Source organism: Micromonospora sp. DT178 (genome assembly GCF_049841695.1).
Lineage (GTDB): Bacteria > Actinomycetota > Actinomycetes > Mycobacteriales > Micromonosporaceae > Micromonospora.
In genome coordinates this window covers 144685-166679 of record NZ_JBNCKV010000017.1, presented here as the reverse complement: position 1 = coordinate 166679, position 21995 = coordinate 144685, and the positions used below count along the sequence as shown (strand labels likewise).

Sequence of the window (21995 nt, the reverse complement as noted above, 5' to 3'; positions counted from 1 at the left end):
TCCGGCGTCAGCCGGGCGGCGACACCGGGTGGGTGAGGAACGGCAGGACGGCGGCGGGCAGCGCCGGCGAGACGACGATGTCGTAGTGGGTGAGCCCCGGCAGCACGGCGAGCCGCGACGCCGGGCGGTCGGTGCCCTCCCCGCCGGCATCCCGGCGGCCCCCGCCGAGCAGCCCGAAGAACTCCACCATGTGCGCGGCGCTGACCGAGTCGGCGTCGGCGAAGACCAGCAGGGTGGGCACGGTGAGGGCGGCCACCTCGGCCGACCAGTCGTAGTCGCGGCGCAGCAGCTCGCCGGTCTTCGCCCAGAGCCGCGACCAGTCCCCCGGTCGGGGCGCGACGCGGGTGTAGAGCTCGTACGGCGGAGTGCCCCGCATCCGCCCGCCCACCCGCTCGTCGGGCTCGGGCATGCCCGCCAGCACCTCCGGGTACCAGCCCTGCCGCCGGCACGGCGCGGAGACGACGACCAGCCGGCGCACCAGCGCCGGGTGCTGGATCGCGGTACGCAGCGCCACGCCGCCGCCGAGTGAGTAGCCCATCACGTCGGCCTCGGCCAGGCCGAGGTGCACGACCAGCGCGGCGACGTCGTCGGCCATCGACTCGTAGCGCAGCGGACGGTCGACGTCGGCGGTGCGCCCGTGGCCCTGGAGGTCGACGGCGATCACCCGACGACGCTCGGCCAGCGCCGGCAGGATCGGCGCGAACATCTCCGCCGACCCGAAGCCGCCGTGCAACAACAGCAGCGGGCGGCCGGCGCCGTGCTCCTCGTGCCACAGGCGCAGCCCGTCGACCTCCGCGTAGCTCATCGCCCCATCCAACCCCGGGCCGTACGACGCACGCGGGCGATCGGCCGTCCGGGCGCGCCCCGCCGCCGCTCCCGCGAGCTACAGCCGCTTGCGCATCCGGATGGCGGTCGCCTCGAAGCCCATCTGCTCGTAGAGCGTCCGCGCGGGGAGGTTGAAGCCGAAGACGCTCAGGCCGATCGAGACGACTCCCCACTCCCGGCACCGCTCCTCGACGGCCTGGATCATGGCCCGCCCGTGGCCCTTGCGCCGCAGTTCCGGTCGCACCTCGAAGTCGTAGCCGAAGGCGTGGAGGCCGTCCGACTTCTGCTCGACGTGCAGCCACAGCATGCCGACCTCGTCGTCACCGTCGTACGCCGTCCAGAGATGGTGACCCGGCGTGGCCAGGCCGTCGGGCAGAAGCTTCGCGTACTCCTCCCGCGCCTTCCGTTCGGCCTCCGGTTCCGGCATCGCGCCGGACTCGGCGATGTTCCGCGCGTAGCTGGCCTCCGCCCGCTGCCGGTACCGGAGGTACTGCTCGTCGGTCATCGGCTCCAGTCTCAGCGTCACCCCGACACGGTATTTCAGCCGCACGGACCAGACCGTCCGGGAAGGACAACAAGGACCTCGGGGCCTACTTCCGCCTTGCGCCCGGTGCTGACTCCGTCGGCAGCGACATTCGTTGAGGCTCCTCCTCCTGCGCCGCGAACCGTTGACGGTCGGCCGGCTACCCCGGCCGGACGCACGGGTCGGTGACCGGGTAGGTGGGACTCTGCGCCGTACGGCCGTCCGTTGTGGTCGCCCGCACCGACCAGGTCAGCGTCGCCGCGCGCAACCGCCCGACGGTCCCCCGCGCCGCCGATCCGTCCACCGTCAGGGCCCGCGCCGACGTCCTGCCCCCGGCGGGTGTCCAGCGCACCTCGGCGGCGACGAGCGTGGCACTGCCGGCGGCCCGCACCACGAGGCTGTACGTCTCCGAGCCGCACCGCACGTGGGCGGTGGCGGAGACCGTGAACGGCGCGGCGACCTGCGGCGCGCCGGTCGGCCGGGGCGCGACCGGGGGCCTGCTCGGTGCCGTGGTCGGTGCCGGTGCGACGCCGCCCGGCGCGACGTCGGGCGCGTCGGTCCGGGCTGCCCCGCCGCCGTGCGTCGGCGCGACGGCGGAACCGGACGCCGGACCGGCGGTACCGGCCGCCGGCGGGTCGGCAGCCCGGGTGCCGGGGTCCGTGGCCGTGCCGGACGGCGGCGCGGGCGCGGGCGGCACGGGTTCACCGGCCGGTGATCCGAACGCCTCGGACACCGGTCGACCGGAGCCGTCCTGCGCGGCGGTCGGGCGCCCGGGTGCCAGTGCCCAGGTGCCGAGCGCGGCGAGGAGGACCAACAGGGCTGCGGTCGCGGCCAGCCGCCGACGGCGCCGGTCGCGGCTCGCCGGGGAGGCCGTCCGCACGGCGTGCGCCGCAGCGCGCGGCGCCGCCCCACCCACCGGGAGCACGGCCGCACCGCCCGAAACCGCCGCCGCGCCGCCCGAGCCCACGGCCACGTCGGTCGTCGACGGGGGCGGGTCGACCGTCTCGTCCGCCGGCCCGGCGTCCCCCGCCCGGGGGTGCCCGTCGGTCGCCGGCGCCGGGTCGGCCGTGACCGCACCCGCCGGATCGGCCTCCGCGCCGGGCGCCGGATCGGCCGTGACCGCACCCGCCGGATCGGCCCCGACGCCGGTCGCGCTGGTCTCGGCCAGTCGCGGCCACACCGTGTCGGCGACGACCAGGAAGGCCGGGGCCGTGTACGCCGACAGCAGCGCGGCCGGGCTGAGCTGTTCCCGCCGGAGCAGCCCGCACACGGCGCAGCTCTCGATGTGCCGCGAGACCCGCTTGCGCAGGGTCGGGGTGAGCCGGCCCTGCCAGCCGTCGATAAGGCCGGCGAGGGTCGGGCAGTCCCGGGCTCCGGTGCGGGCCACCAGCAGCGCCCCCAGCGCCCGTTCGAGCTGTGCGCGGGCGCGCGACAGGCGGGCGTGCGCGTGGTTCGCGGGCACCCCGAGGGCCGCGCCGATGTCGGCCGACGACAGGTCGTGGCGGATGGCCAGGTGGACCACCTCACGGTCGCCCGGGTTCAGCGCGGCGACGGCGGTGTGCACCAGGTCGCGTACCTGATCGGCGTTGACGCCCGTGCCTGGGTCGGCGATGTCGGCCGCCGGTTCGTCGGCCTCCTCCAGCGGCAGGGAACGGGACCGCTGCCGCAGCTGCCGGAGACACTCGTTGCGCACGATCGCGTACAGCCAGGAGCGCAGCCGGTCGGGCTCGCGGAGCTGGCCGATGCGCTGGCTGGCGGTGAGGAACGCGTCGTGGACGGCGTCCGCGGCGGCCTCCGGCTCGCGCAGCATGGTCCGGGCGTACGTGTAGAGCCGGTCGGCGTACCGCCGGTACATGCCCTCCAGGCCGGCCCGATCACCGCGGCGCACCGCCTCGACCAGTGCGGTGTCGTCCCGTGCCGCCGTGTCCATCCGTCTCCCTCGCTGCTCGTCGACGGGTCCAGTAGAACCGCGGATTATTTTCTTCGGGTCTTTCTGTTGGCATCCCGACCCGACCGCGCTCCTACCGGTGTCAGCAATACCGAACAGCCCCGAGAAAGGTAGAGACACCATGCGAGAGGGATCGAACCGCACCCGGTGGACGCGTCGGACGGCCGCCGTGGGGGGAGCCGCGCTGAGCGCGCTCGTACTCGGCCAGCTGGCCCTCGCCGGGCCGGTGGCGGCGGTGCCCGGCCTGACCGTCAGGACGACGACCGGCCCCAGCAACAGCTCCGCGAAGACGCAGAACACGACCTGCCCGGCCGGCACCAAGGTCATCGGCGGCGGTGGCGCGATCACCGGTTCCGGCCTCGGCCAGGTCGGCATGGACATCATGCGTCCGCTGATCGGCGGGGACGCGTACTCGGTGACGGGCCGGGAGGACGAGAACGGCGTCGGCGGCAACTGGGCGGTCACGGCGAACGCGATCTGCGCCACGCCGCCCGCCGGCCTGGTGATGGTGTCCGGCAGTTCGGCGCCCAGCTTCGGCACGTCGAACTGGTTCGAGAAGTCCTGCCCGGCCGGCAAGCACGCCATCGGGGTCGGTGGCGCTGTCGTCGGGGCGGCGAACAGCGAGGTCGTCTTGGAGGACCTGCGCATCCACCAGAACAGCGTCGTGGTGGCGGGTGCCGAGGACGGCACCGGATTCGCCGGCAGCTGGTGGCTGGACGCGGTCGCGATCTGCGCCGACCCGCTGCCCGGCGAGCAGCGCGTGATCGACGACAGCGTCTACAGCTCCGCCGCCACCCGGTCGATCACGGCCACCTGCCCGGCCGGGACGCGGGTGCACGGGGTGGGCGGCGAGATCCTCGGCGGCGACGGGCAGGTGCGCCTGACCCAGATGCGGGCCACCACCTCGACCGTCGCCACCGTCTCCGCCGCCGAGGACGAGGACGGCTTCAGCGGCAACTGGAAGGTGCGCGCGTACGCCGTCTGCGCGAGCTGACCCACCGATCGGGGAACGGGGAGGGACCGCCGGTCGTCCGGCGGCCCTTCCCCGCACCGGTCGTGGTTCGTCGCGGCAGCCGCGCCCCTGGCCTGCGGCTCCCCCGGCCTCGACGCTGGGAGCCGTGATCGGCGAGGCGGAAGCCACCGTCCGAGGCTCGGGGCCGGCCACCGCGTCGCCGTAACCGGTCAGCCGGTGCGGCGCAGGCGGCGGGAGCTTGCCAGGGCCAGCCCACCGAGGGTCACGGCGATCAGCCCCACCACCAGCGCCACGATGGCCCCGCCCAGCCCGTTGCCGGTGCCGATGGCACCGTCGGAGGTGGCCGCGACCAGCCCACCGAGGGCCATGCCGAGCAGCCCCGCCGCCACGGCCACGATGACGCCGAGTCGCCCGGAGCCGGTACCGAAACGACCGGCGGGGCGAGCCAGAGCCAGCCCACCGACGACCACACCCGACAGCCCCAGCACGACCGCCACGGTGGCTCCGAGCCGCCCTGAGCTCATGGCGGTGACGCCGGCGGCGACCGGCTGGGCCGAGCCGTCCGCGGCCGCCGGTACGGCAGACGCGAACACCCCGAGCAGGGCCGCCCCGACCACGGCAAGCACACGTCGGACTGACGACAGGGCTCCTGATGACCTCATGTCGCTCTCCTCTTTTCCTGCGTCCCGTTCCGGGACTCGGTGTCGCCCGATCATGTCGCCGGGCGTACCGCGGGGCGTCCCGCAGCCGGATGCACTTCGTGCTGCCGCCGCTGGGGCATCCGGCTGCCACGGACGCCGCAGGCGTCGGGAAGGTACCGCGGGCGCGGTACGCGACCGCTCGTTCGTGAGCGGGATCCGCCTGCGGCGGCGTCCGGTTAAGGTGCGCGCATGAACACAGGGCGGTCCGCGGTCCGGGCTGGCGTCGCAGACTGGGCGATCGCCGTCGGTGTGGCAGCGGCGCTGCTGGTCACCGGGCTGTCCAAGAACTCCGCCACGAACCTCGATCTGCTCGGCTACGCGCTACTGACCGGCGGCGGTCTGGCGGTGGCAGCGCGCCGCCAGGCGCCAGTTGCCACCCTGGCTGTCACCGGACTGTGCGCGGTGGGCTACCAGGCAGCTGGCTTCGACGTGCCCGCCGTCGCGTACCTGTTCGCGGTGTACACCGCCGTACGGGCGGGGCACCGGAGCATCACGGTGGCGGCAAGCGTGATCATGCTGGCCGCTCTCCCCCTCGCGGCCCTGGCCTCGGGCCTGCACGACACGGGCGAGGCGTTCGCGCAGGCCCGAGGCGCCCTCGAGTTGGCCTGGCTGATCGCGGCCGGGGCTGCGGGTGAAGCGTTGCGGCAGGCCGAACGGCGGGCAGAGGAAGCCGAGCGCACCCGGGAGGAGACCGCGCGGCGCCGCGCCGACGAGGGACGGCTGCACATCGCGCGGGAGCTGCACGATTCGCTCACCCACCAGATCTCGATCATCAAGGTGCAGGCCGAGGTCGCCGTCCACGTGGCCCGCAAGCGCGGCGAACACGTGCCGGAGGCCCTGCTGGCGATCCAGCAGGCCGGACGTGAGGCCACCCGGGAGCTACGCGCGACGCTGGAGGCGCTGCGCGGCGACGACACGGCCCCGCCGCGAGGGCTCGACGACGTCCTCGAACTGGTGGAAGGGGCCCGCACCACCGGCCTGCACGCGACACTGACGATCGAAGGACAACGACACGACGTGCCGGCCGCGGTGGACCGGACCGGCTACCGGATCGTTCAGGAGTCGCTCACCAACATCGTCCGCCACGCCAACGCCGCCACCGCGTCGGTACGGATCGACTACCGTCCGGACACCCTCGCCATACGAGTCGACGACGACGGCAAGGCCACGCCGGGCACCGCCCCGGTGTCCGGCGTCGGGCTGCTCGGGATGCGCGAACGGGTCAGCGCCCTCGGCGGCAGCCTGCGAGCGGAGCCACGCGGCGAGGGCGGCTTCACTGTCCAGGCTGAACTCCCCGTGGACCGGACCTCATGATCCGTGTCCTGTTGGTGGACGACCAGCCGCTCATCCGCAGCGGCTTCCGCGCACTCCTCGACCTCGAGGACGACATCCAGGTGGTGGCCGAGGCCGCCGATGGGGAACAGGGCCTCGCCCTGGCCAGGGAACACCTGCCTGACATCGCTCTCATCGACATCCAGATGCCGGTCGTCGACGGCATCGAGGCGACCCGGCGTATCGCCGCGGACCCGGCCCTGGCCGGGGTGCACGTCGTCATCCTGACCAACTACGGCATGGACGAGTACGTCTTCAACGCGCTGCGCGCCGGCGCAGCCGGATTCCTCGTCAAGGACATCCTGCCGGAGGACTTCCTGCACGCCGTACGCGTCGCCGCGCGCGGCGACGCGCTGCTCGCACCGTCGATCACCCGCAGGCTGATCGACCGGTACGTCACCCAGCCGCTCCCCGCCGGTCTCGACAGGGGACTGGAGGGCGTGACCGCCCGCGAACGCGAGGCCGTCGCCCTGGTCGCTCAGGGCCTGTCCAACGACCAGATCGCCGAACGCATGGTCATCAGCCCGATGACCGCGAAGACCCACATCAATCGGGCCATGATCAAGCTCCATGCCCGGGATCGAGCCCAACTCGTGGTCCTCGCCTACGAATCCGGCCTGGTCACCCCGCGCAACCGCTGACACCGGTCACGGGCCGATCAGCTCGGCCCGCAGACCGCCGACGGTGGTGCGGACGGCGCGCGATCCGCCGTCCCGATGCTCCTGTCGACCCGTCCTGGGCCGCCATGCCCTTCGGGCTGATGCCGGTGCTGGTGGTGAATGGGTGGGCGGGGCAGGTTTCGAACCTGCGATCCCTCGCTTGCAATTTCCACGACGCGCTGTCCACCGAGGTTCGCCGGCCTCCGTCACCAGGAAGGATCGACACCTGACGTCGTTCCCGATCCGCCCTGAACGTCAGTGAATGAGACGAGAACTGAGACGAGACTCGCAACGAGCTACGGGAGCGGCCAGCCGGCGATGGGGCTGACGACCAACGCTGCGAGCGCAGGCAAAGTGCTGTGCCGGACTAATCGGTTGGCATCGCGCCGCCGCACCGCATTACCGTGCCGGTCGTGCCCATCCACGATGACGAGGTCCGCGCCACCGTCGGTCAGGTGCGCCGCCTGGTGGCGGCCCAGTGCCCGCCGTGGGCCGACCTTCCCGTGACGCCCCTGGCCGACGAGTTGGAGGGCACCGACCACGTACTGTTCCGGATCGGCAACGACCTCGTCGCCCGGATGCCCAAGATCGCCTCGGCGGTCGACCAGGCCGATTCCGATGCTCGCTGGCTGCCCGTGCTGGCGCCCCACCTGCCGGTGCGGATCCCCGTTCCGCTGCACGTCGGCGAGCCGGACGAGGGTTACCCGTGGCGGTGGACGGTGGTGCCGTGGGCCCCGGGCGAGACACCGCCCCGGCTCGGCTGCGACGACGTGATCCTGGCCCGCGACGTGGCGGCCTTCGTCCACGCCCTGCACCGGGTGGATCCCGCCGGAGGTCCGGTCAAGCCACCGGGTTCGCGCGGGTCCGCCCTGCGCCACGTCGACGCGGCCGTCCGCCATGTGCTGCCGCGCCTCGCCGAGCACGACGACGGCTTCGACGTGGCGGCGGCCGCGACCGCCTGGGACGCCTGTCTCGCCGCTCCCGACTGGGACCGGGACCCCGTATGGATCCACGGCGACCTGCAGCCGGGCAACCTGATCACCGACGCCGGCCGGCTGGCCGCGGTCGTCGACTTCGGGGCACTCGGTGTCGGCGACCCGGCACCGGACGTGGCACCGGCGCTGTGGACCTTCACCGGCGCGGCTCGCGACGCGTACCGGGAGGCGATCGGGTACGACGACGCCACCTGGCACCGTGCCTGCGGCTGGGCCCTCGCACCGTCGCTGACCGGCATCGACTACTACCGGCACACCTTCCCCCGGATGGCCGAGCACGGCCGCCGGATGGTCCGCGCAGTGATCGCCGAACTGGCGTGAGCGCCACTACCGGCCGGGTGCCTCCGCGCCCAGCGGACCCGCCAGTCGCAGCGCCGTACGCGACGAAGCCTGATGTTCAGGCCGGGGCAGGGTCTTCGGCCGTGACCCTGGTCCTGCCGCCGCGCCTCACCGCCTCGGCGGAAAGCCTGCGCGACGCCGCTCACCGACGCGGACTACGCACCATCCAGCTCCGCACCTTCGAGGTACCCGCCGGGACGCGCGCCGATCACCTCCTTGCGGGCCCGAGTTTCGCCGACGTCGTCGCACCGCTGCTCGGGATCGCCCTCCTGGAGGCCGCGCCCAACTGGCTGGCTCGGCTTCCCCGTGACCTCACCCGCCGGGAGATCGACCTGGTCGCCATCGGCGAGGCCTACGAACTCCGTCGACCAGCGTTCATCAAGTCACCCAACGACAAGAACATCCCGGCGATGATCTACACCGACGGCTCCCGCCTTCCCGGTCCGGATGCCGTCGACCGACGAACTCCGGTGCTCGTCAGCGACATCGTCGACTTCACCGCCGAGTACCGGCTGCACCTGCTCGACGGTGTCGTCCACGCGGGCAGCCAGTACGCCGAGCACGGCCGGTTACGCCTCGGCCCTGCGTCGACCGACGCGCTGGCCTTCGGCACCGACCTCCTCGCCGGATACGGGCACACGCTGCCGTCCGCCGTCGTCGTGGACGTGGGACTGACCGACGGCCGCTGGGCCGTCATCGAGGCAAATGCCGCGTGGGCCAGCGGCGCCTACGCAGCAGACCCGGATCTGGTCCTCGACGTCGTCCTGCGAGCGGCCGGCCCGACGGCGTCGGTCAGCGCGCGCGACCGACGGTTCATCCGACAGCCGCAGCGACCCGCAGCAGCCCCTCGGCCCACTGCGGAGAGCGGTACGCGATGACCGCGCCCGCATGCGAGGCCCCATGCGAACGTGGCGGATTCAGGTCCGCGAATCAGAACCGCCGCGACCGGGCAGGAGGCAGGGAGCTTCCCTCATGAACGGGGTCGTCCAACAGGTCCTGCTCTACCGGACGCCCGACCGGTGGCGGATCTCGGTCTGGGAGACACCGGAAGCCATCGGCTGCGGCGACCTACCCGACACGCCACCAGGCGCACCTGTCGAGGCCGCCCAGCAAGACCTCCTGGCGCACCTCCGTAGGCACTGGCACTTCACGGGCCAGCTGACCTGGCGCGAAGAGAGACCCGACCGCTGGATCGCGACGCCCACCACCGGCTGAAGCCGAAGATCGCCCAACCGGGCGTTGCGGGCCGGGGACCGGTAGACCTCGGCCGCGATCTCCGCACCAGCCCGGTTGCAGTCATCGGCGGCAGCTTTGGCTTGACGGGACCGGTGATGGTGCTGGTGGTGATGGTGGGCGCGGCAGGTTTCGAACCTGCGACCCCTCGCTTGTAAGGCGAGTGCTCTCCCACTGAGCTACGCGCCCGGAACGCCCGTACGGCGGGCCGGAGGGTGGCAAGCTTACCCTGCCCTCCACCGGCCCGATCGTACGGCGTGCCCGGTTGGTCAGGCCGCGACGGCCTCGGCGAGGGCCTTGCGCCAGCCCTGCTGGTCGCGCGCCTCGCCCGGCATGTTCATCTCGGCGAAGCGGACCACGCCCGCCTTGTCGATCACGAAGGTGCCCCGGTTGGCGATGCCGGCGACGTCGTTGAAGACGCCGTACGACTGGGCCACCGCGCCGTGCGGCCAGAAGTCGGCCAGCAGCGGGAACTGGTAGCCCTCCTTGTCGGCCCAGATCTTGTGGGCGTAGACCGAGTCGACGCTGACGGTCAGCACCTGGACGTCGTCGTTGACGTATTCGTTGAGGTTGTCCCGCACCTCGCACAGCTCACCCTGGCAGATCCCGGTGAAGGCGAGCGGGTAGAAGACCAGCAGCACGGTGCGCTTGCCACGGAAGTCCGAGAGCCGGACCTCCTGGTTGTTCTGGTCCTTGAGCACGAAGTCCGGCGCCTCGGCGCCAACCTCGATCGGCATGCGAGCTCCTCAGGATGGGGTCGGATGGGCAACAGCCTGCCACACCCGGCAGCGAGCGCCGCCGGGTGATCGCCGGCGTCGGCCTACTTCTTGCCCTTGGCGCCGCGGCGCAGGACGAGGCGGGCGCCGCTCCAGTCCCGGCCGGCGTTGACGGTGGAGGTCTGCTGGAGGCCGGCGGTGGGCGCGGACTCGGCGACCTCGCTCGGCTCGACGTGCCCCTCGCGCCCCGCCTTGGGCGTGAGCAGCCACACGACACCGTTGTCGGCCAGCGGGCCGAGGGCGTCGACGAGAAGCTCGAAGAGATCACCGTCGCCGTCGCGGTACCAGACCAGCACCGCGTCGACCACCTCGTCGGTGTCCTCGTCGACCAGCTCTCCACAGCGGTCGGTCAGGGCGTCACGGAGATCCTGGTCGACGTCTTCGTCGTACCCCATCTCCATGACGACCATCCCCGGTTCGATCCCGAACCGGTCCGCCAGGCTGCGTACCCCGTCGGCGGCCTGACCAGCGGTCGCGCTCACTGTCGCGTGCCTCCTCATCTCATCCCTGCCCGCGGCGCCGCGTCGACGCCGTCAGGCAAAGTCCACACAGTTGTGGCTCCCCGCGCAAGTGGCGCACCGGGTGGAACGGAATTTACCGTGCCAGAAGCGTGCGGGCACCCTGGGTAATTGCTTCCTCGGAGACCAGAACCTGACGGGCCGCCGGACCTAATGGTACAAACGAGTCAACTCCGGCCACTCGCCGCGCTGCCCCGACATATCCGGCATCCACCAGGGCCGCGATGACCCCCTCGCCGACCCCGCCGGAGCGGCGGGTCTCGTCCACGACCAGCACCCGGCCGGTCGCCGCCGCCTCCCGGATGATGTCGGCCACCGGCAGCGGGGACAGCCAGCGCAGGTCCACCACCCGGGTGCCGATCCCCTCGTCGGCGAGGGTCGCCGCCGCGCGCAGCGACATCGGCACCCCGTTACCGAAAGTGATGATCGTGACGTCTTCGGCAGAGCCGACGCCGTAGACGCGGGCCCGTCCGATCGGCACGTGACCGCCGGTCCACGCGCCGGGCTCGGCGTAGTGGGCCAGCCACTCACCGTCACCCTCGGCGTACAGGTCGCGGGTGTGGTAGAGCGCGACCGGCTCCAGGAAGACGCAGACGCTGCCGTCCACCGCCGCGCTGGCCAGGCAGGTGCGCAGCATGGGCGCGGCGTCGTCCGGCCGCGCCGGCACCGCGATCACCAGGCCCGGCACGTCCCGGAGTACGGCCACCGAGTTGTCGTTGTGGAAGTGCCCGCCGCCCTCCTGGTACGCCAGGCCGGCCACCCGCACCACCACCGGGTTGCGGAAGGCACCCTGCGAGAGGAACTGCATCGTGGCGGCCTCGCCACGCACCTGGTCCTCGGCGTTGTGCAGGTACGCCAGGGACTGGATCTCGGGCACGGGCAGCATGCCGGCCAGCCCGGCGCCGAGCCCCAGCCCGAGGATCGAGGTCTCGTCGAGCAGCGTGTCGAAGACCCTGGCCGCGCCGAAGCGGTCGCGCAGCCCCTCGGTCACCCCGTGGACGCCGCCCTTGGCGCCGACGTCCTCGCCGAACACGGCCATCTGGGGGTGGTCGAGCATCCCGTCGGCGAGCGCGGCGTTGATGCTCTGCGCCAGCGTCAGCGGGCCGGTCAGCTCGGGCGGCCGGCCACCGAACGCCTCCGTACGGGCGGCGGCGCCGGGGCCTGCGGCACGGGCCGCCGCGTCGGCCACCGCCCGCGCGAGGCGGACCGGCCGGCGCGGGGCCAGCGGGGCCAGCACCTCCGCGGGTGCGGTCAGCTTCGGCTCGTCCAGCACCTCCTCGGCGATCCGGCGCACCTGCCAGCCGATCTCGTCGTAGCGGGCCAGCAGTTCCCCGCCGGTGGCGACCCCCGCCCCGACCAGCAGCCGCGCGGTGCCGGCCAGCGGGTCGCGGTCGAGGTCGGCGGCGATCTCCTCGGCGCTGCGGTAGGCGGTCTCGGCGTCCGCGCCGGCGTGCCCCATCAGCCGTACGGTCGACAGGTGGAGCACGGCGGGGCGGCGGTGCCGGCGCACCCAGGCCGCCGCCTCGGCCGCCACCTCGTACGCCCGCACCAGGTCGTCGCCGTCGGCGGCGAAGTAGCGGACACCCGGCTTGGAGCGCAGCGTGGTCTCCACCCACCCCTTCGGGGAGCGGACGCTGAGGCCGAGGCCGTTGTCCTCGCAGACGAAGAGCACCGGGATGCGCAGGCCGGTGTGGTCGTACCAGCCGGCGGTGTTGAACGCGGCGGTGGCGCTGGCGTGGTTGACCGAGGCGTCGCCGAACGAGCAGACCACGATGGCGTCCGACGGCCAGGACGCCTGCGCGGCGCCCCCACCACTGCCGACCCGCACCCCGTCCCGCCGACCGGAGGTCTCCAGCCGGCGCAGCCGCTCCACCGCCAGTCCCATCCCGACGGCGCGGGGCAGGTGCGAGGCGACGGTGGGGGTGGTCGGGACGACGGCCAGGTCGGCACGGCCGAAGACCTTGTGCCGCCCGCCGGAGAGCGGCTCGTGGCTGGAGGCGACCATGCCCCGCAGCACGTCGCGGGCCGCCTCGGCGTACCCAGGGCGCAGCGGCCGCTCCACGACGGACCCGGAGCCGCCGGTCGGCTCCTCCGGGTCCGGGGCGTCCGGCGCGGAGGAGTCGCCGGGAACGTCCGGGTCGGCCGGCGCGGCCTCGACGGGCCGGTCGGCCGCAGCCGGCTGGTCGACCCCGTCCTGCTCGGCCCCGGGCCGCTCGCCCGGCGTCGAGCGGGCGGCCTGGGCGGCGCGGACGCAGTAGAAGGCACCCGAGCGGTAGTGCAGCAGCGCCGGGTCGGTGGCGCGCAGCGCGGCGGCGAGCGCGGCGTTTCCCTCGTGGCCGGCGGAGCCGATCGTGTGGAAGCCCTCGCCGAAGCTGTGCAGCCACCGGCCGGCCAGGTCGAGCTGGCGGCTGGTGGCCTGCGCGTCGAAGAGGTCCAGCGCCCGCGCGCCGGTCAGCGTCGTGTCGTCGGTGACCGGCCGTGCGGGGTCACGCCGCTGCGGCGGGGTGGCAAGCGCGGCCAGCGTCTCCCGGAACCAATCGTCGAGATCTTGCGGGGTGGTCACGTCGGACAGCATTACCGACGAGCGGCCCGTGCGCCCACTCGGACACGAATGACGCGGTGTGGTTCAGTCGTCGTCGCACCGCTCGGGGCAGCCGCCGTCGGAGACCTTCCAGACCAGCTCGCGCAGGGTCGCCAGCTCCTCGACGGTGAGCCCGGCAAGCAGCCGGGAGTCCGTCATGACCTGGTGCACCCGGGCCCGCACCTGCCGCCCCGGCCCGGTCACCACCAGCGTCTTCTGCCGCCGGTCGGCGGGGTCGGGGTGCCGCTCGACCAGCCCGGCCCGCTCCAGCTTGTCGACCAGGGCGGTCACGTTGGAGCGGTCGCAGCCCAGCCCTTCGGCGAGGTCGCGGGCCGGCAGCGGCCGATCGGGGTCCAGCTCGTGCAGCGCTCGCGCGGTCGCGGGGGTCAGCCCCAGCTCGGCGATCTCCAGGTCCTGGTGGTGGCGCAGCGCGGCGGCGACGTGCGTGATCCGGCGCACCACGTCGCCGGCCAACGCCGCGCGGTCGGCGGGATGCGGCGGGGTGGAGGGGGCGGTGTGCTGCGCCATGCCCCACATCCTACTTGCGGTCAATAGTTTAGTAGCTCTACTGTTTAGCTGCTCACGCAAATCGCGTCGAGCGCCGAACGGAGGCACCCCGCCATGTCCGACTTCTCGGTCCTCGCCATCTCCGGCAGCCTGCGCCACGCGTCGTACAACACCGCGCTGATCCGGGCCGCGCAGCGCCTCGCCCCGGAGCGGCTGACCATCGAGCGGTACGAGGGACTGGGCGCCATCCCGCCCTTCGACGAGGACGTCGAGGCCACGCCGCCGGCGCCCGTGGTCGACCTGCGCCGGCGGGTGGCGGCGGCGGACGCGCTGCTCATCGCCACCCCGGAGTACAACTACGGGGTGCCCGGGGTGCTGAAGAACGCGCTCGACTGGGCGTCCCGGCCGAGCTTCCCGGTCACCTCCTGGGTGTCGCCGCTGGCGCACAAGCCGGTGGCCATCATGGGCGCGGCGCCGACCGGCATGGGCACCGTCCGGGCCCAGCTCCAGCTCCGGCAGCTGTTCCTGTGGACCGACTCCACGGTGCTCAGCAAGCCGGAGATCATCGTGACCAACGCGCACGAGAAGATCGCCCCGGACGGCACCGTCACGGACGAGACCACCCGGGCGCTGCTGCGCGGCCTGCTCGACGCCCTGACCACCAGGGTCCGCGTGGCCCGGCTCGCTCTCGCCACCGCCTGACCCCGAGCGGCCGGCTCGATCGTGGGGTCGGCGGCGCGACCCGACGATCGTGGGGTCGGCGGCGCGACGCCCCGCCGGGCGCCGCCGCGACCGACGCCGCCGCCCCACGATCGTCGAACGCTCACATCGTCTCCAACTCGCGGCCCCTCGTCTCCGGTACGGCGCGCGCCACGAAGACGAGGGCCAGCACCGCGAAGGCGGTGTAGACGCCGTACGCGAGCGTGAGCCCGACCTCGGCGATGGCGGGGAAGCTGACGGTCACCAACCAGTTCGCGGTCCACTGGACGGTTCCGGCGACGGCGATGGCGGCGGCGCGGATCCGGTTGTTGAACATCTCGCCGAGCAGCACCCAGAGCACCGGTCCCCAGCTCGCGGCGAAGGACACGACGTAGAGGTTGGCGGTGACGAGGGCGATCACGCCCACGGTCGGCGGCAGGCTGACGTTCTCCCCCGATCCCGTGGCGCGGCTGAAGCACCAGGCGAGGACGGCGAGGGTGAGCACCATGCCGCCAGCGCCGACGGCCAGCAACGGCTTGCGGCCGACCCGGTCGACGAGCGCGATCGCGATGAGCGTGGCGACGATGTTCGTGCCGCTGGTGATCACGCTCGTGACCAGCGCGTCCCGTTCCTCGAAGCCGACGGCCCGCCACAGCGTGGTGGAGTAGTAGAAGACCACGTTGATGCCGACCAACTGCTGCAACGCCCCCAGCACCATGCCGACCCAGACGATCGGCAGCAGTCCCAGCCGCCGCTCGGCGGGATCGCCGCGTAGCTGTGACAGCCGCGTCCCCCGCCCGCCTCCGGCGAGCGACCGGTCGATCTCCCCCACCCGCACCCCGTCGCCCACGTACTTGCTGAGCACCGCGCGAGCCTGGTCGTAGCGCTTGCGGCGCACGAGGTAGCGGGGCGACTCGGGGATCCGCAGCGCGACCACCCCGTAGACCACCGCGGGAACCGCGGCCGAGGCGAACATCCAGCGCCACGCCGCACCGCCCCATGGCTCCTGCGCACCGGCACCGCCGGCCAGGGTGGCCAGGGCGTAGTCGACCACCAACGCGACGAAGATGCCGGAGACGATGGCGAGCTGCTGGAGGGAACCGAGCCGCCCGCGCTGCTCGGCCGGCGCCACCTCGGCGATGTAGGCCGGAGCGATCACGCTCGCCGCGCCGACGGCCAGACCGCCGACGACCCGCCACGCGGTCAGGCTGACCGGTCCCACGGCGAGAGCCGCGCCCGCGCTGCTGACCGCGAAGAGGACGGCGGCGATCCGCATGACCCCCACCCGGCCGATCCGGTCGGCCAGCGGCCCGGCGAACCAGGCGCCCACGGCGCCACCGACCAGGGCCGAGGAGACCGCGGCCCCGAGCACCAGCGGGGAGAGGCCGAACTCGGCCTCGATGGCGTCCACCGCGCCGTTGATCACGGCCGTGTCGTAGCCGAACAGGAAGCCGCCGATCGCCGCGGCCCCGGCCACCAGGACGGCCGAACGGCGCTCCTCCGGGCGCCCGCCCGGCTCCGCCTTCGCCCCGCCATCGCCGGCGTCCATGGCGTTCATGCTGCCTCAGCGGGTCGTTCCTTCCGTTGCGAACGCAGATGTCGGAGTGCCGGGCCACCGGCGCCGCCCTCGGGTGACACCTCTGAGGCGGACGGCCTTCCCTCGTTGCAGGCGTCGGGCGTACTGTTCATTCAGAAACTTCTGAACGTTTGGAACGAGGAGCTGATGACGAAACTCTCCACCCAGCGCCGTTACGCCGAGGACGCCGCCGTCGTACTGAGCGGCCTCGGCCTGCCCCCGGCGTACGGCAAGCTGCTCGGCTGGCTGCTGATCTGCGACCCGCCGGGCCAGACGAGCAGCCAGCTCGCCAACGGGCTCGGCCTGTCCAAGGGCTCGGTCAGCACCGGCATGCGGATGTTGGAGAGCAGCGGCCTGGCCCGGCGGGTGCCGGTGCCGGGCCACCGGGGCCACGCGTACGAGGTCAGGCCCGACGCGATCATCCGGATCGCCGCCGACGCCGCCAAGTTCCGGGTGTTCCGCGAACTGATGGAGCAGGGCCTGAGTGTCATCGGCGGGGAGGACGCGCCCGGCAGCGAGCGGCTGCGGGTGATGCGCGACTTCTACGCGTTCGTCGAACGCGAGGTGCCCAAGCTCGTCGAACGCTTCGAGGCCGAGTACCCGGGGAAGGGAGAGGGCGATGACTGAGCCTGCCATCGAGACGGAGGCCCTGGTCAAGACGTACGGCCGCAACCGCGGCCTGACCGGGCTGGACCTGCGGGTCGAGCGCGGCGAGGTGTACGGGTTCCTCGGCCCCAACGGGGCCGGCAAGTCCACCACGATCCGGTTGCTGCTCGACCTGATCCGCCCGACCAGCGGCCGGATCAGCGTGCTCGGCGCGGATCCTCGCCACCACGGAGTCACGCTGCGCCGCCGGATCGGCTACCTGGCCGGCGACTTCGTCGTGGACGGCCGGCAGACCGCCCGGGAGCTGCTCACCTACCTGGGCAATCTGCGCGGCGGGGTGCCCCGGACCCGGATCGACGAGCTGGCCGCCCGGCTCGACCTGGACCTCGGCCGGCGGATCAGGGGGCTCAGCAAGGGCAACCGGCAGAAGGTCGGCGTGGTGCAGGCGTTCATGCACGACCCGGAGCTGCTGATCCTCGACGAGCCGACCAGCGGGCTGGACCCGTTCCTCCAGCAGGAGTTCCTCGCCATGGTGCGGGAGGCACGCGCCGACGGACGGACGGTGTTCATGTCCTCGCACGTCATGAGCGAGGTGCAGCAGACCGCCGACCGGGTGGGCATCGTCCGCGAGGGCCACCTGGTCACCGTGGCCCGGGTCGAGGAGCTGCGCGAGCAGGCCGTCCGCCACGTCGAGATCAGCTTCGCCGACCCGGTCACCGAGGCGGAGTTCGCCGCCCTGCCCGGCGTCAGCGAGGTCAGTGTCACCGGGACCGTCCTTCGGTGCCGGCTGGACGGGCGGGCGGACGCGCTGGTCAAGGCCGCCGCCGGGCACATCGTGGTCGGGTTGCTCTCCGCGGAGCCCGACCTGGAGGAACTGTTCTTCGGCTACTACTCCCGGGAAGGGGCCGTCCGTGCTGCTGCGTGACCCGTTCACCAAGGCGCTACACGACGCGCGCCGATCGCTGGTCGGCTGGACCGTGGCGATCGTCGCCGTCGGCGCGATGTACGCCTCGTTCTGGCCGACGATGCAGACCCCCGAGATGACGAAGGCGCTGGAGGCGTATCCGGAGGGGCTGCTGGAGGCGTTCAACTACAGCGACCTGACCAGCGCCGCCGGCTACCTCGGCAGCGCCGTCTACGGGCTGCTGGTGCCGCTGCTGGTCGCCGTCTTCGCCATCGCGGCCGGAGCCCGCGCGGTGGCCGGCGACGAGGAGGCCGGCACGCTGGACCTGGTGCTCGCCCACCCCGTCGGCCGGGCCCGGCTCGCGCTGCTGCGCTTCGCCGCGGTGGCGGTCGGCATCGTCGCGATCGCCGTCCTGCTCGGCCTGGCCCTGGTGGGGCTGAGCGGCCCCGCGGAGTTCGACGGGATCGGCGCGGGCGGATTCGCCGCGATGACCCTGCACCTCGCCCTGTTCGGGATGGCCTTCGCCGCGCTCGCCTTCGCCGTCGGGGCGGCTACCGGCCGGCGGGCCGCCGCGCTCGGCGCCGGGGCGGGCGTGGCCGTGCTCGGCTACCTGGCCAACTCGGTCTTCCCACAGGTCGAGGGGCTGGTCTGGGCCCGCGAGCTCTCCCCGTTCCACTGGTACCTGGGCGGCTCGCCGCTGGTCGACGGGGTGCAGCCGGTCGGCGCGCTGCTGCTGCTCGGCGCCACCGGGCTGCTCGTCGCCGTCGGCACCGCCGCGTTCACCCGGCGGGATCTCGCCGTCTGAGCGGCGCGCAGGGCCCCGCCCCCACCCGGGGCGGGGGCGGTCAGCCGGGGAGGAAGGAGAAGCGGACCGTACGGGTGGGGTTGTCGCCGTTGGGGTCGACCAGGCAGAGCGACTGCCAGGTGCCCAGCGCCAACCGCCCGTCGATCACGGGCAGCGTCGCGTACGGGGGGACGAACGCCGGCAGCACGTGGTCGCGTCCGTGGCCGGGCGAGCCGTGCCGGTGCCGCCAGCGGTCGTCGGTGGGAAGCAGGTCGTCGAGCGCGGTGAGCAGGTCGTCGTCGGATCCCGAGCCGGTCTCGATGAGTGCCAGCCCGGCCGTGGCGTGCGGCACGAAGACGTGCAGCAGTCCGTCACCCTGCCCGGAAACGAACCGCTCGGCCTCCGCCGTGATGTCCCGGACGGTCGGCCGGGAGCCGGTCTGGACCGTGATCACCGCACTGCGCATACGACGCATTCTGCCCGAGCGGGTCAGTGACCGCCGCCGGAGTCCCCGCCACCGGACCAGCCGCCACCGGAGTCCCGCGCAGGGTAGGGAGGCCGGGCGAGGGCCGGCCGTCCCGCCCATGGTGGACGGGACGCATCACCGGTAGCGCAAAGTTACCGGCGGGTACCTGTGTCGCGCGTCGCGTCTCCGGGCGGTGGGCGTGACGGCGGGTGCCACCAGGAGGCAGGATGGCGCTAGAGACCTATCCCACACAGAACCGAGGGAACGCCTGTGGCTACGGAACGCAAGCGCCCGGTGATCACCGCTGGTCTGCCGAGCCAGCTTCCGGACATCGACCCTGAAGAGACCAGCGAATGGGTCGAGTCGCTCGACGGTGTCATCGACGAGCGCGGGACCAAGCGCGCCCGCTACGTCATGCTGCGCCTGCTGGAGCGGGCCCGCGAGCGCCAGGTCGGGGTGCCGTCGCTGACCACCACCGACTACATCAACACCATCCCGCCGGAGCGCGAACCGTGGTTCCCGGGTGACGAGCACGTGGAACGGCGGATCCGGGCGTACGTCCGGTGGAACGCGGCCATGCTGGTGCACCGGGCGCAGCGCCCCGAGATCGGCGTCGGCGGGCACATCTCCACCTTCGCCAGCTCGGCCTCGCTCTACGAGGTGGGCTTCAACCACTTCTTCCGCGGCAAGGACCACCCGGGCGGCGGCGACCACATCTTCTACCAGGGCCACGCCTCGCCCGGCATGTACGCGCGGGCGTTCCTGGAGGGGCGGCTGACCGAGCACCAGCTCGACGGGTTCCGCCAGGAGCTGTCGCACCCGGGCGGCGGCCTGCCGTCGTACCCGCACCCCCGGCTCATGCCGGACTTCTGGGAGTTCCCCACGGTCTCGATGGGCCTGGGCGGGCTGAACGCGATCTACCAGGCGCGGTTCAACCGCTACCTGCACCATCGGGGCATCAAGGACACCTCGGACCAGCACGTGTGGGCGTACCTGGGCGACGGCGAGATGGACGAGCCGGAGACGCTCGGCGCGATCGGCGTGGCCGCCCGCGAGGAGCTGGACAACCTCACCTTCGTGATCAACTGCAACCTCCAGCGGCTCGACGGGCCGGTGCGCGGCAACGGCAAGGTCATGCAGGAGCTGGAGGCGTTCTTCCGGGGCGCCGGCTGGAACGTCATCAAGGTGGTCTGGGGCCGCGAGTGGGACCCGCTGCTCGCCGCGGACACCGACGGCGCGCTGGTCAACCTGATGAACACCACGCCCGACGGTGACTACCAGACCTACAAGGCGGAGTCCGGGGCGTACGTCCGGGAGCACTTCTTCGGCCGCGACCAGCGGACCCGCAAGATGGTCGAGGACCTCAGCGACGACGAGATCTGGAACCTCAAGCGGGGCGGGCACGACTACCGCAAGCTCTACGCGGCCTACAAGGCGGCGATGGAGCACACCGGCCAGCCGACCGTCATCCTGGCCAAGACGATCAAGGGCTGGACGCTGGGCTCGCACTTCGAGGGCCGCAACGCCACCCACCAGATGAAGAAGCTGACGCTGGAGGACCTGAAGACCTTCCGCGACCGGCTCTACCTGGACATCCCGGACAAGGCGCTGGAGGACAACCCCTACCTGCCGCCGTACTACACGCCGGGCGAGAAGTCCGACGAGATCGCCTACCTCAAGGAGCGGCGCCAGCAGCTCGGCGGCTACCTGCCGTCGCGGCGCTCCGGCCAGAAGCGGCTGGCCATCCCCGGCCCGGAGCGCTTCGCCGACGTCAAGCGCGGCTCGGGCAAGCAGAAGGTGGCCACCACGATGGCCTTCGTCCGTCTGCTCAAGGACGTGATGAAGGACAAGGAGTTCGGCAAGCGCTGGGTGCCGATCATCCCGGACGAGGCCCGCACCTTCGGCATGGACTCGCTCTTCCCGACGCAGAAGATCTACTCGCCGCACGGCCAGCGCTACACCTCGGTCGACCGGGAGCTGTTCCTGTCGTACAAGGAGTCCACCGGCGGGCAGATCCTGCACGAGGGGATCAACGAGGCCGGCTCGGTCGCCTCGTTCACGGCGGCGGGCTCGGCGTACGCCACCCACGACGAGCCGATGATCCCGATGTACATCTTCTACTCGATGTTCGGGTTCCAGCGCACCGCCGATGGGCTGTGGGCCGCCGCGGACCAGATGGCCCGGGGCTTCCTGCTCGGCGCCACCGCCGGCCGGACCACGCTCAACGGCGAGGGGCTCCAGCACGAGGACGGCCACTCGCTGCTGATCGCCGCCACCAACCCGGCGGTGGTCGCGTACGACCCGGCGTTCGCGTTCGAGATCGCGCACATCTTGGAGAACGGCCTGCACCGGATGTACGGCGAGGCGCAGGAGAACGTCTTCTACTACCTGACGATCTACAACGAGCCGATCCTCCAGCCGGCGGAGCCGGTGGGGGTGGACGTCGAGGGGCTGCTCAAGGGCATCTACCGCTACTCCCCCGCCCCGTCGGTGGGCGACGACGCGCCGAAGGCCAACGTGCTCGCCTCGGGCACCGGCATGCAGTGGGCGCTCAAGGCGCAGCAGCTGCTGGCCCAGGACTGGGGCGTGGCCGCCGACGTCTGGTCGGTGACCTCCTGGACGGAGCTGCGCCGGGACGCGGTGCAGTGCGAGGAGCACAACCTGCTCAACCCGGGCGCGGAGCAGCGGGTGCCGTACATCCAGCAGAAGCTGGCCGACGCCGAGGGCCCGAAGGTCGCGGTCAGCGACTGGATGCGCGCGGTGCCGGACCTGATCGCCCGCTGGGTGCCCGGCGACTACACCTCGCTCGGCACCGACGGGTTCGGCATGTCCGACACCCGGCACGCCCTGCGCCGGCACTTCCACGTCGACGCCGAGTCGGTGGTGGTGGCGACGCTGCGGCAGCTCGCCCTGCGCGGCACGGTGCCGGCGAGCGTGCCGGCCGAGGCGGCCAAGAAGTACGCCATCGAGGACGTGAACGCGGCCCCGGTCGGCGAGACCGGCGGCGACAGCTAGGACGTACCGCGACGAAGGGCCCGGCGCACCCGCGC

General features: G+C 72.9%; 21 protein-coding genes and 1 tRNA gene. 11 read left to right on the top strand and 11 right to left on the bottom strand.

All coding sequences use genetic code 11. The annotated features are described in order from the left end of the window. Positions 1–7: 7 nt before the first annotated feature. From ACLQ22_RS26140 to ACLQ22_RS26130, 3 genes are all read right to left on the bottom strand, one after another. Entirely contained in the window at positions 8–805 is a 798-nt protein-coding gene (locus ACLQ22_RS26140; protein WP_425694651.1) for an alpha/beta fold hydrolase, read from the bottom strand. 78 nt (positions 806–883) lie between these two features. Next, entirely contained in the window at positions 884–1351 is a 468-nt protein-coding gene (locus tag ACLQ22_RS26135) for a GNAT family N-acetyltransferase (protein WP_425694650.1), read from the bottom strand. Between the two features lie 157 nt (positions 1352–1508). Then, entirely contained in the window at positions 1509–3278 is a 1770-nt protein-coding gene (locus ACLQ22_RS26130) for a sigma-70 family RNA polymerase sigma factor (RefSeq protein WP_425694649.1), read from the bottom strand. Between the two features lie 139 nt (positions 3279–3417). Here ACLQ22_RS26130 and ACLQ22_RS26125 point away from each other — a divergent pair, with 139 nt between their 5' ends. Next, positions 3418–4290 carry a hypothetical protein gene (locus tag ACLQ22_RS26125; RefSeq protein ID WP_425694648.1) on the top strand — a complete coding sequence of 291 codons (873 nt, stop codon included), beginning with the start codon at positions 3418–3420 and terminating at the stop codon, positions 4288–4290. Between the two features lie 188 nt (positions 4291–4478). Here the strand turns inward: ACLQ22_RS26125 and ACLQ22_RS26120 are convergent, their stop codons facing one another. Further along, positions 4479–4931, bottom strand: coding sequence for a DUF6223 family protein (locus ACLQ22_RS26120; RefSeq protein ID WP_425694647.1), 453 nt, complete (start codon positions 4929–4931; stop codon positions 4479–4481). A 228-nt stretch (positions 4932–5159) separates the two neighbouring features. On the opposite strand from ACLQ22_RS26120, the gene ACLQ22_RS26115 reads away from it, so the two are divergent. From ACLQ22_RS26115 to ACLQ22_RS26095, 5 genes are all read left to right on the top strand, one after another. Next, complete coding sequence (locus ACLQ22_RS26115; protein WP_425694646.1) at positions 5160–6284, top strand: sensor histidine kinase; 1125 nt, start codon at positions 5160–5162, stop codon at positions 6282–6284. After that, positions 6281–6943 carry a response regulator gene (locus ACLQ22_RS26110; RefSeq protein ID WP_425694645.1) on the top strand — a complete coding sequence of 221 codons (663 nt, stop codon included), beginning with the start codon at positions 6281–6283 and terminating at the stop codon, positions 6941–6943. Before ACLQ22_RS26115 ends, ACLQ22_RS26110 begins: the two co-directional genes overlap by 4 nt. Positions 6944–7374: 431 nt before the next feature. Next, on the top strand, positions 7375–8277 hold the full coding sequence (locus tag ACLQ22_RS26105; protein ID WP_425694644.1) for an aminoglycoside phosphotransferase family protein: 903 nt from the start codon (positions 7375–7377) through the stop codon (positions 8275–8277). A 101-nt stretch (positions 8278–8378) separates the two neighbouring features. Next, on the top strand, positions 8379–9173 hold the full coding sequence (locus tag ACLQ22_RS26100; RefSeq protein WP_425694643.1) for an ATP-grasp domain-containing protein: 795 nt from the start codon (positions 8379–8381) through the stop codon (positions 9171–9173). Positions 9174–9267: 94 nt separating this feature from the next. Next, positions 9268–9510 carry a hypothetical protein gene (locus tag ACLQ22_RS26095; RefSeq protein WP_425694642.1) on the top strand — a complete coding sequence of 81 codons (243 nt, stop codon included), beginning with the start codon at positions 9268–9270 and terminating at the stop codon, positions 9508–9510. Positions 9511–9642: 132 nt separating this feature from the next. Here the strand turns inward: ACLQ22_RS26095 and ACLQ22_RS26090 are convergent. The 5 genes from ACLQ22_RS26090 to ACLQ22_RS26070 form a co-directional block, all read right to left on the bottom strand. Further along, positions 9643–9717 (bottom strand) — tRNA-Val (locus ACLQ22_RS26090). 80 nt (positions 9718–9797) lie between these two features. Continuing rightward, the gene (locus tag ACLQ22_RS26085) at positions 9798–10265 is read right to left on the bottom strand and encodes a peroxiredoxin (RefSeq protein ID WP_393001823.1); all 468 of its coding nucleotides are present in this window, start codon (positions 10263–10265) and stop codon (positions 9798–9800) included. Between the two features lie 83 nt (positions 10266–10348). Further along, on the bottom strand, positions 10349–10786 hold the full coding sequence (locus ACLQ22_RS26080) for a DUF3052 domain-containing protein (RefSeq protein ID WP_007072328.1): 438 nt from the start codon (positions 10784–10786) through the stop codon (positions 10349–10351). 112 nt (positions 10787–10898) lie between these two features. Then, positions 10899–13397, bottom strand: coding sequence for a transketolase C-terminal domain-containing protein (locus ACLQ22_RS26075; RefSeq protein WP_425694641.1), 2499 nt, complete (start codon positions 13395–13397; stop codon positions 10899–10901). Between the two features lie 51 nt (positions 13398–13448). After that, a complete protein-coding gene (locus tag ACLQ22_RS26070; RefSeq protein WP_366641864.1) occupies positions 13449–13931 on the bottom strand; it encodes a MarR family winged helix-turn-helix transcriptional regulator in 483 nt (160 codons plus the stop codon). Positions 13932–14024: 93 nt separating this feature from the next. On the opposite strand from ACLQ22_RS26070, the gene ACLQ22_RS26065 reads away from it, so the two are divergent. After that, complete coding sequence (locus ACLQ22_RS26065; protein ID WP_425694640.1) at positions 14025–14612, top strand: NADPH-dependent FMN reductase; 588 nt, start codon at positions 14025–14027, stop codon at positions 14610–14612. A gap of 121 nt (positions 14613–14733) precedes the next feature. Here ACLQ22_RS26065 and ACLQ22_RS26060 read toward each other — a convergent pair whose 3' ends face one another. Then, on the bottom strand, positions 14734–16158 hold the full coding sequence (locus ACLQ22_RS26060; protein ID WP_425694639.1) for a sugar porter family MFS transporter: 1425 nt from the start codon (positions 16156–16158) through the stop codon (positions 14734–14736). Between the two features lie 174 nt (positions 16159–16332). On the opposite strand from ACLQ22_RS26060, the gene ACLQ22_RS26055 reads away from it, so the two are divergent. Genes ACLQ22_RS26055 through ACLQ22_RS26045 form a run of 3 tightly spaced genes read left to right on the top strand, consistent with a single transcriptional unit; the run spans position 16333 to position 18500 of the window. After that, entirely contained in the window at positions 16333–16812 is a 480-nt protein-coding gene (locus tag ACLQ22_RS26055; RefSeq protein ID WP_425694638.1) for a GbsR/MarR family transcriptional regulator, read from the top strand. Beyond that, positions 16805–17716, top strand: a complete 912-nt coding sequence (locus tag ACLQ22_RS26050) for an ABC transporter ATP-binding protein (protein ID WP_425694637.1) — start codon at positions 16805–16807, stop codon at positions 17714–17716. Before ACLQ22_RS26055 ends, ACLQ22_RS26050 begins: the two co-directional genes overlap by 8 nt. Beyond that, the gene (locus ACLQ22_RS26045; protein WP_425694636.1) at positions 17703–18500 is read left to right on the top strand and encodes an ABC transporter permease subunit; all 798 of its coding nucleotides are present in this window, start codon (positions 17703–17705) and stop codon (positions 18498–18500) included. Before ACLQ22_RS26050 ends, ACLQ22_RS26045 begins: the two co-directional genes overlap by 14 nt. Positions 18501–18540: 40 nt before the next feature. On the opposite strand, the gene ACLQ22_RS26040 is transcribed toward ACLQ22_RS26045, so the two are convergent. Continuing rightward, entirely contained in the window at positions 18541–18945 is a 405-nt protein-coding gene (locus tag ACLQ22_RS26040; protein ID WP_425694635.1) for a YjbQ family protein, read from the bottom strand. A gap of 270 nt (positions 18946–19215) precedes the next feature. On the opposite strand from ACLQ22_RS26040, the gene aceE reads away from it, so the two are divergent. Continuing rightward, a complete protein-coding gene (gene aceE / locus ACLQ22_RS26035; protein WP_425694634.1) occupies positions 19216–21960 on the top strand; it encodes a pyruvate dehydrogenase (acetyl-transferring), homodimeric type in 2745 nt (914 codons plus the stop codon). Positions 21961–21995: the final 35 nt, after the last annotated feature.

Bases quoted from the DNA above. Each gene is read 5' to 3' on its own strand.
- ACLQ22_RS26140 (WP_425694651.1), bottom strand. From the start codon at position 805: ATGAGCTACGCGGAGGTCGACGGGCTGCGCCTGTGGCACGAGGAGCAC.
- ACLQ22_RS26130 (WP_425694649.1), bottom strand. From the start codon at position 3,278: ATGGACACGGCGGCACGGGACGACACCGCACTGGTCGAGGCGGTGCGC.
- ACLQ22_RS26125 (WP_425694648.1), top strand. From the start codon at position 3,418: ATGCGAGAGGGATCGAACCGCACCCGGTGGACGCGTCGGACGGCCGCC.
- ACLQ22_RS26120 (WP_425694647.1), bottom strand. From the start codon at position 4,931: ATGAGGTCATCAGGAGCCCTGTCGTCAGTCCGACGTGTGCTTGCCGTG.
- ACLQ22_RS26115 (WP_425694646.1), top strand. From the start codon at position 5,160: ATGAACACAGGGCGGTCCGCGGTCCGGGCTGGCGTCGCAGACTGGGCG.
- ACLQ22_RS26110 (WP_425694645.1), top strand. From the start codon at position 6,281: ATGATCCGTGTCCTGTTGGTGGACGACCAGCCGCTCATCCGCAGCGGC.
- ACLQ22_RS26095 (WP_425694642.1), top strand. From the start codon at position 9,268: ATGAACGGGGTCGTCCAACAGGTCCTGCTCTACCGGACGCCCGACCGG.
- ACLQ22_RS26085 (WP_393001823.1), bottom strand. From the start codon at position 10,265: ATGCCGATCGAGGTTGGCGCCGAGGCGCCGGACTTCGTGCTCAAGGAC.
- ACLQ22_RS26075 (WP_425694641.1), bottom strand. From the start codon at position 13,397: ATGCTGTCCGACGTGACCACCCCGCAAGATCTCGACGATTGGTTCCGG.
- ACLQ22_RS26070 (WP_366641864.1), bottom strand. From the start codon at position 13,931: ATGGCGCAGCACACCGCCCCCTCCACCCCGCCGCATCCCGCCGACCGC.
- ACLQ22_RS26065 (WP_425694640.1), top strand. From the start codon at position 14,025: ATGTCCGACTTCTCGGTCCTCGCCATCTCCGGCAGCCTGCGCCACGCG.
- ACLQ22_RS26060 (WP_425694639.1), bottom strand. From the start codon at position 16,158: ATGGACGCCGGCGATGGCGGGGCGAAGGCGGAGCCGGGCGGGCGCCCG.
- ACLQ22_RS26055 (WP_425694638.1), top strand. From the start codon at position 16,333: ATGACGAAACTCTCCACCCAGCGCCGTTACGCCGAGGACGCCGCCGTC.
- ACLQ22_RS26050 (WP_425694637.1), top strand. From the start codon at position 16,805: ATGACTGAGCCTGCCATCGAGACGGAGGCCCTGGTCAAGACGTACGGC.
- ACLQ22_RS26040 (WP_425694635.1), bottom strand. From the start codon at position 18,945: ATGCGCAGTGCGGTGATCACGGTCCAGACCGGCTCCCGGCCGACCGTC.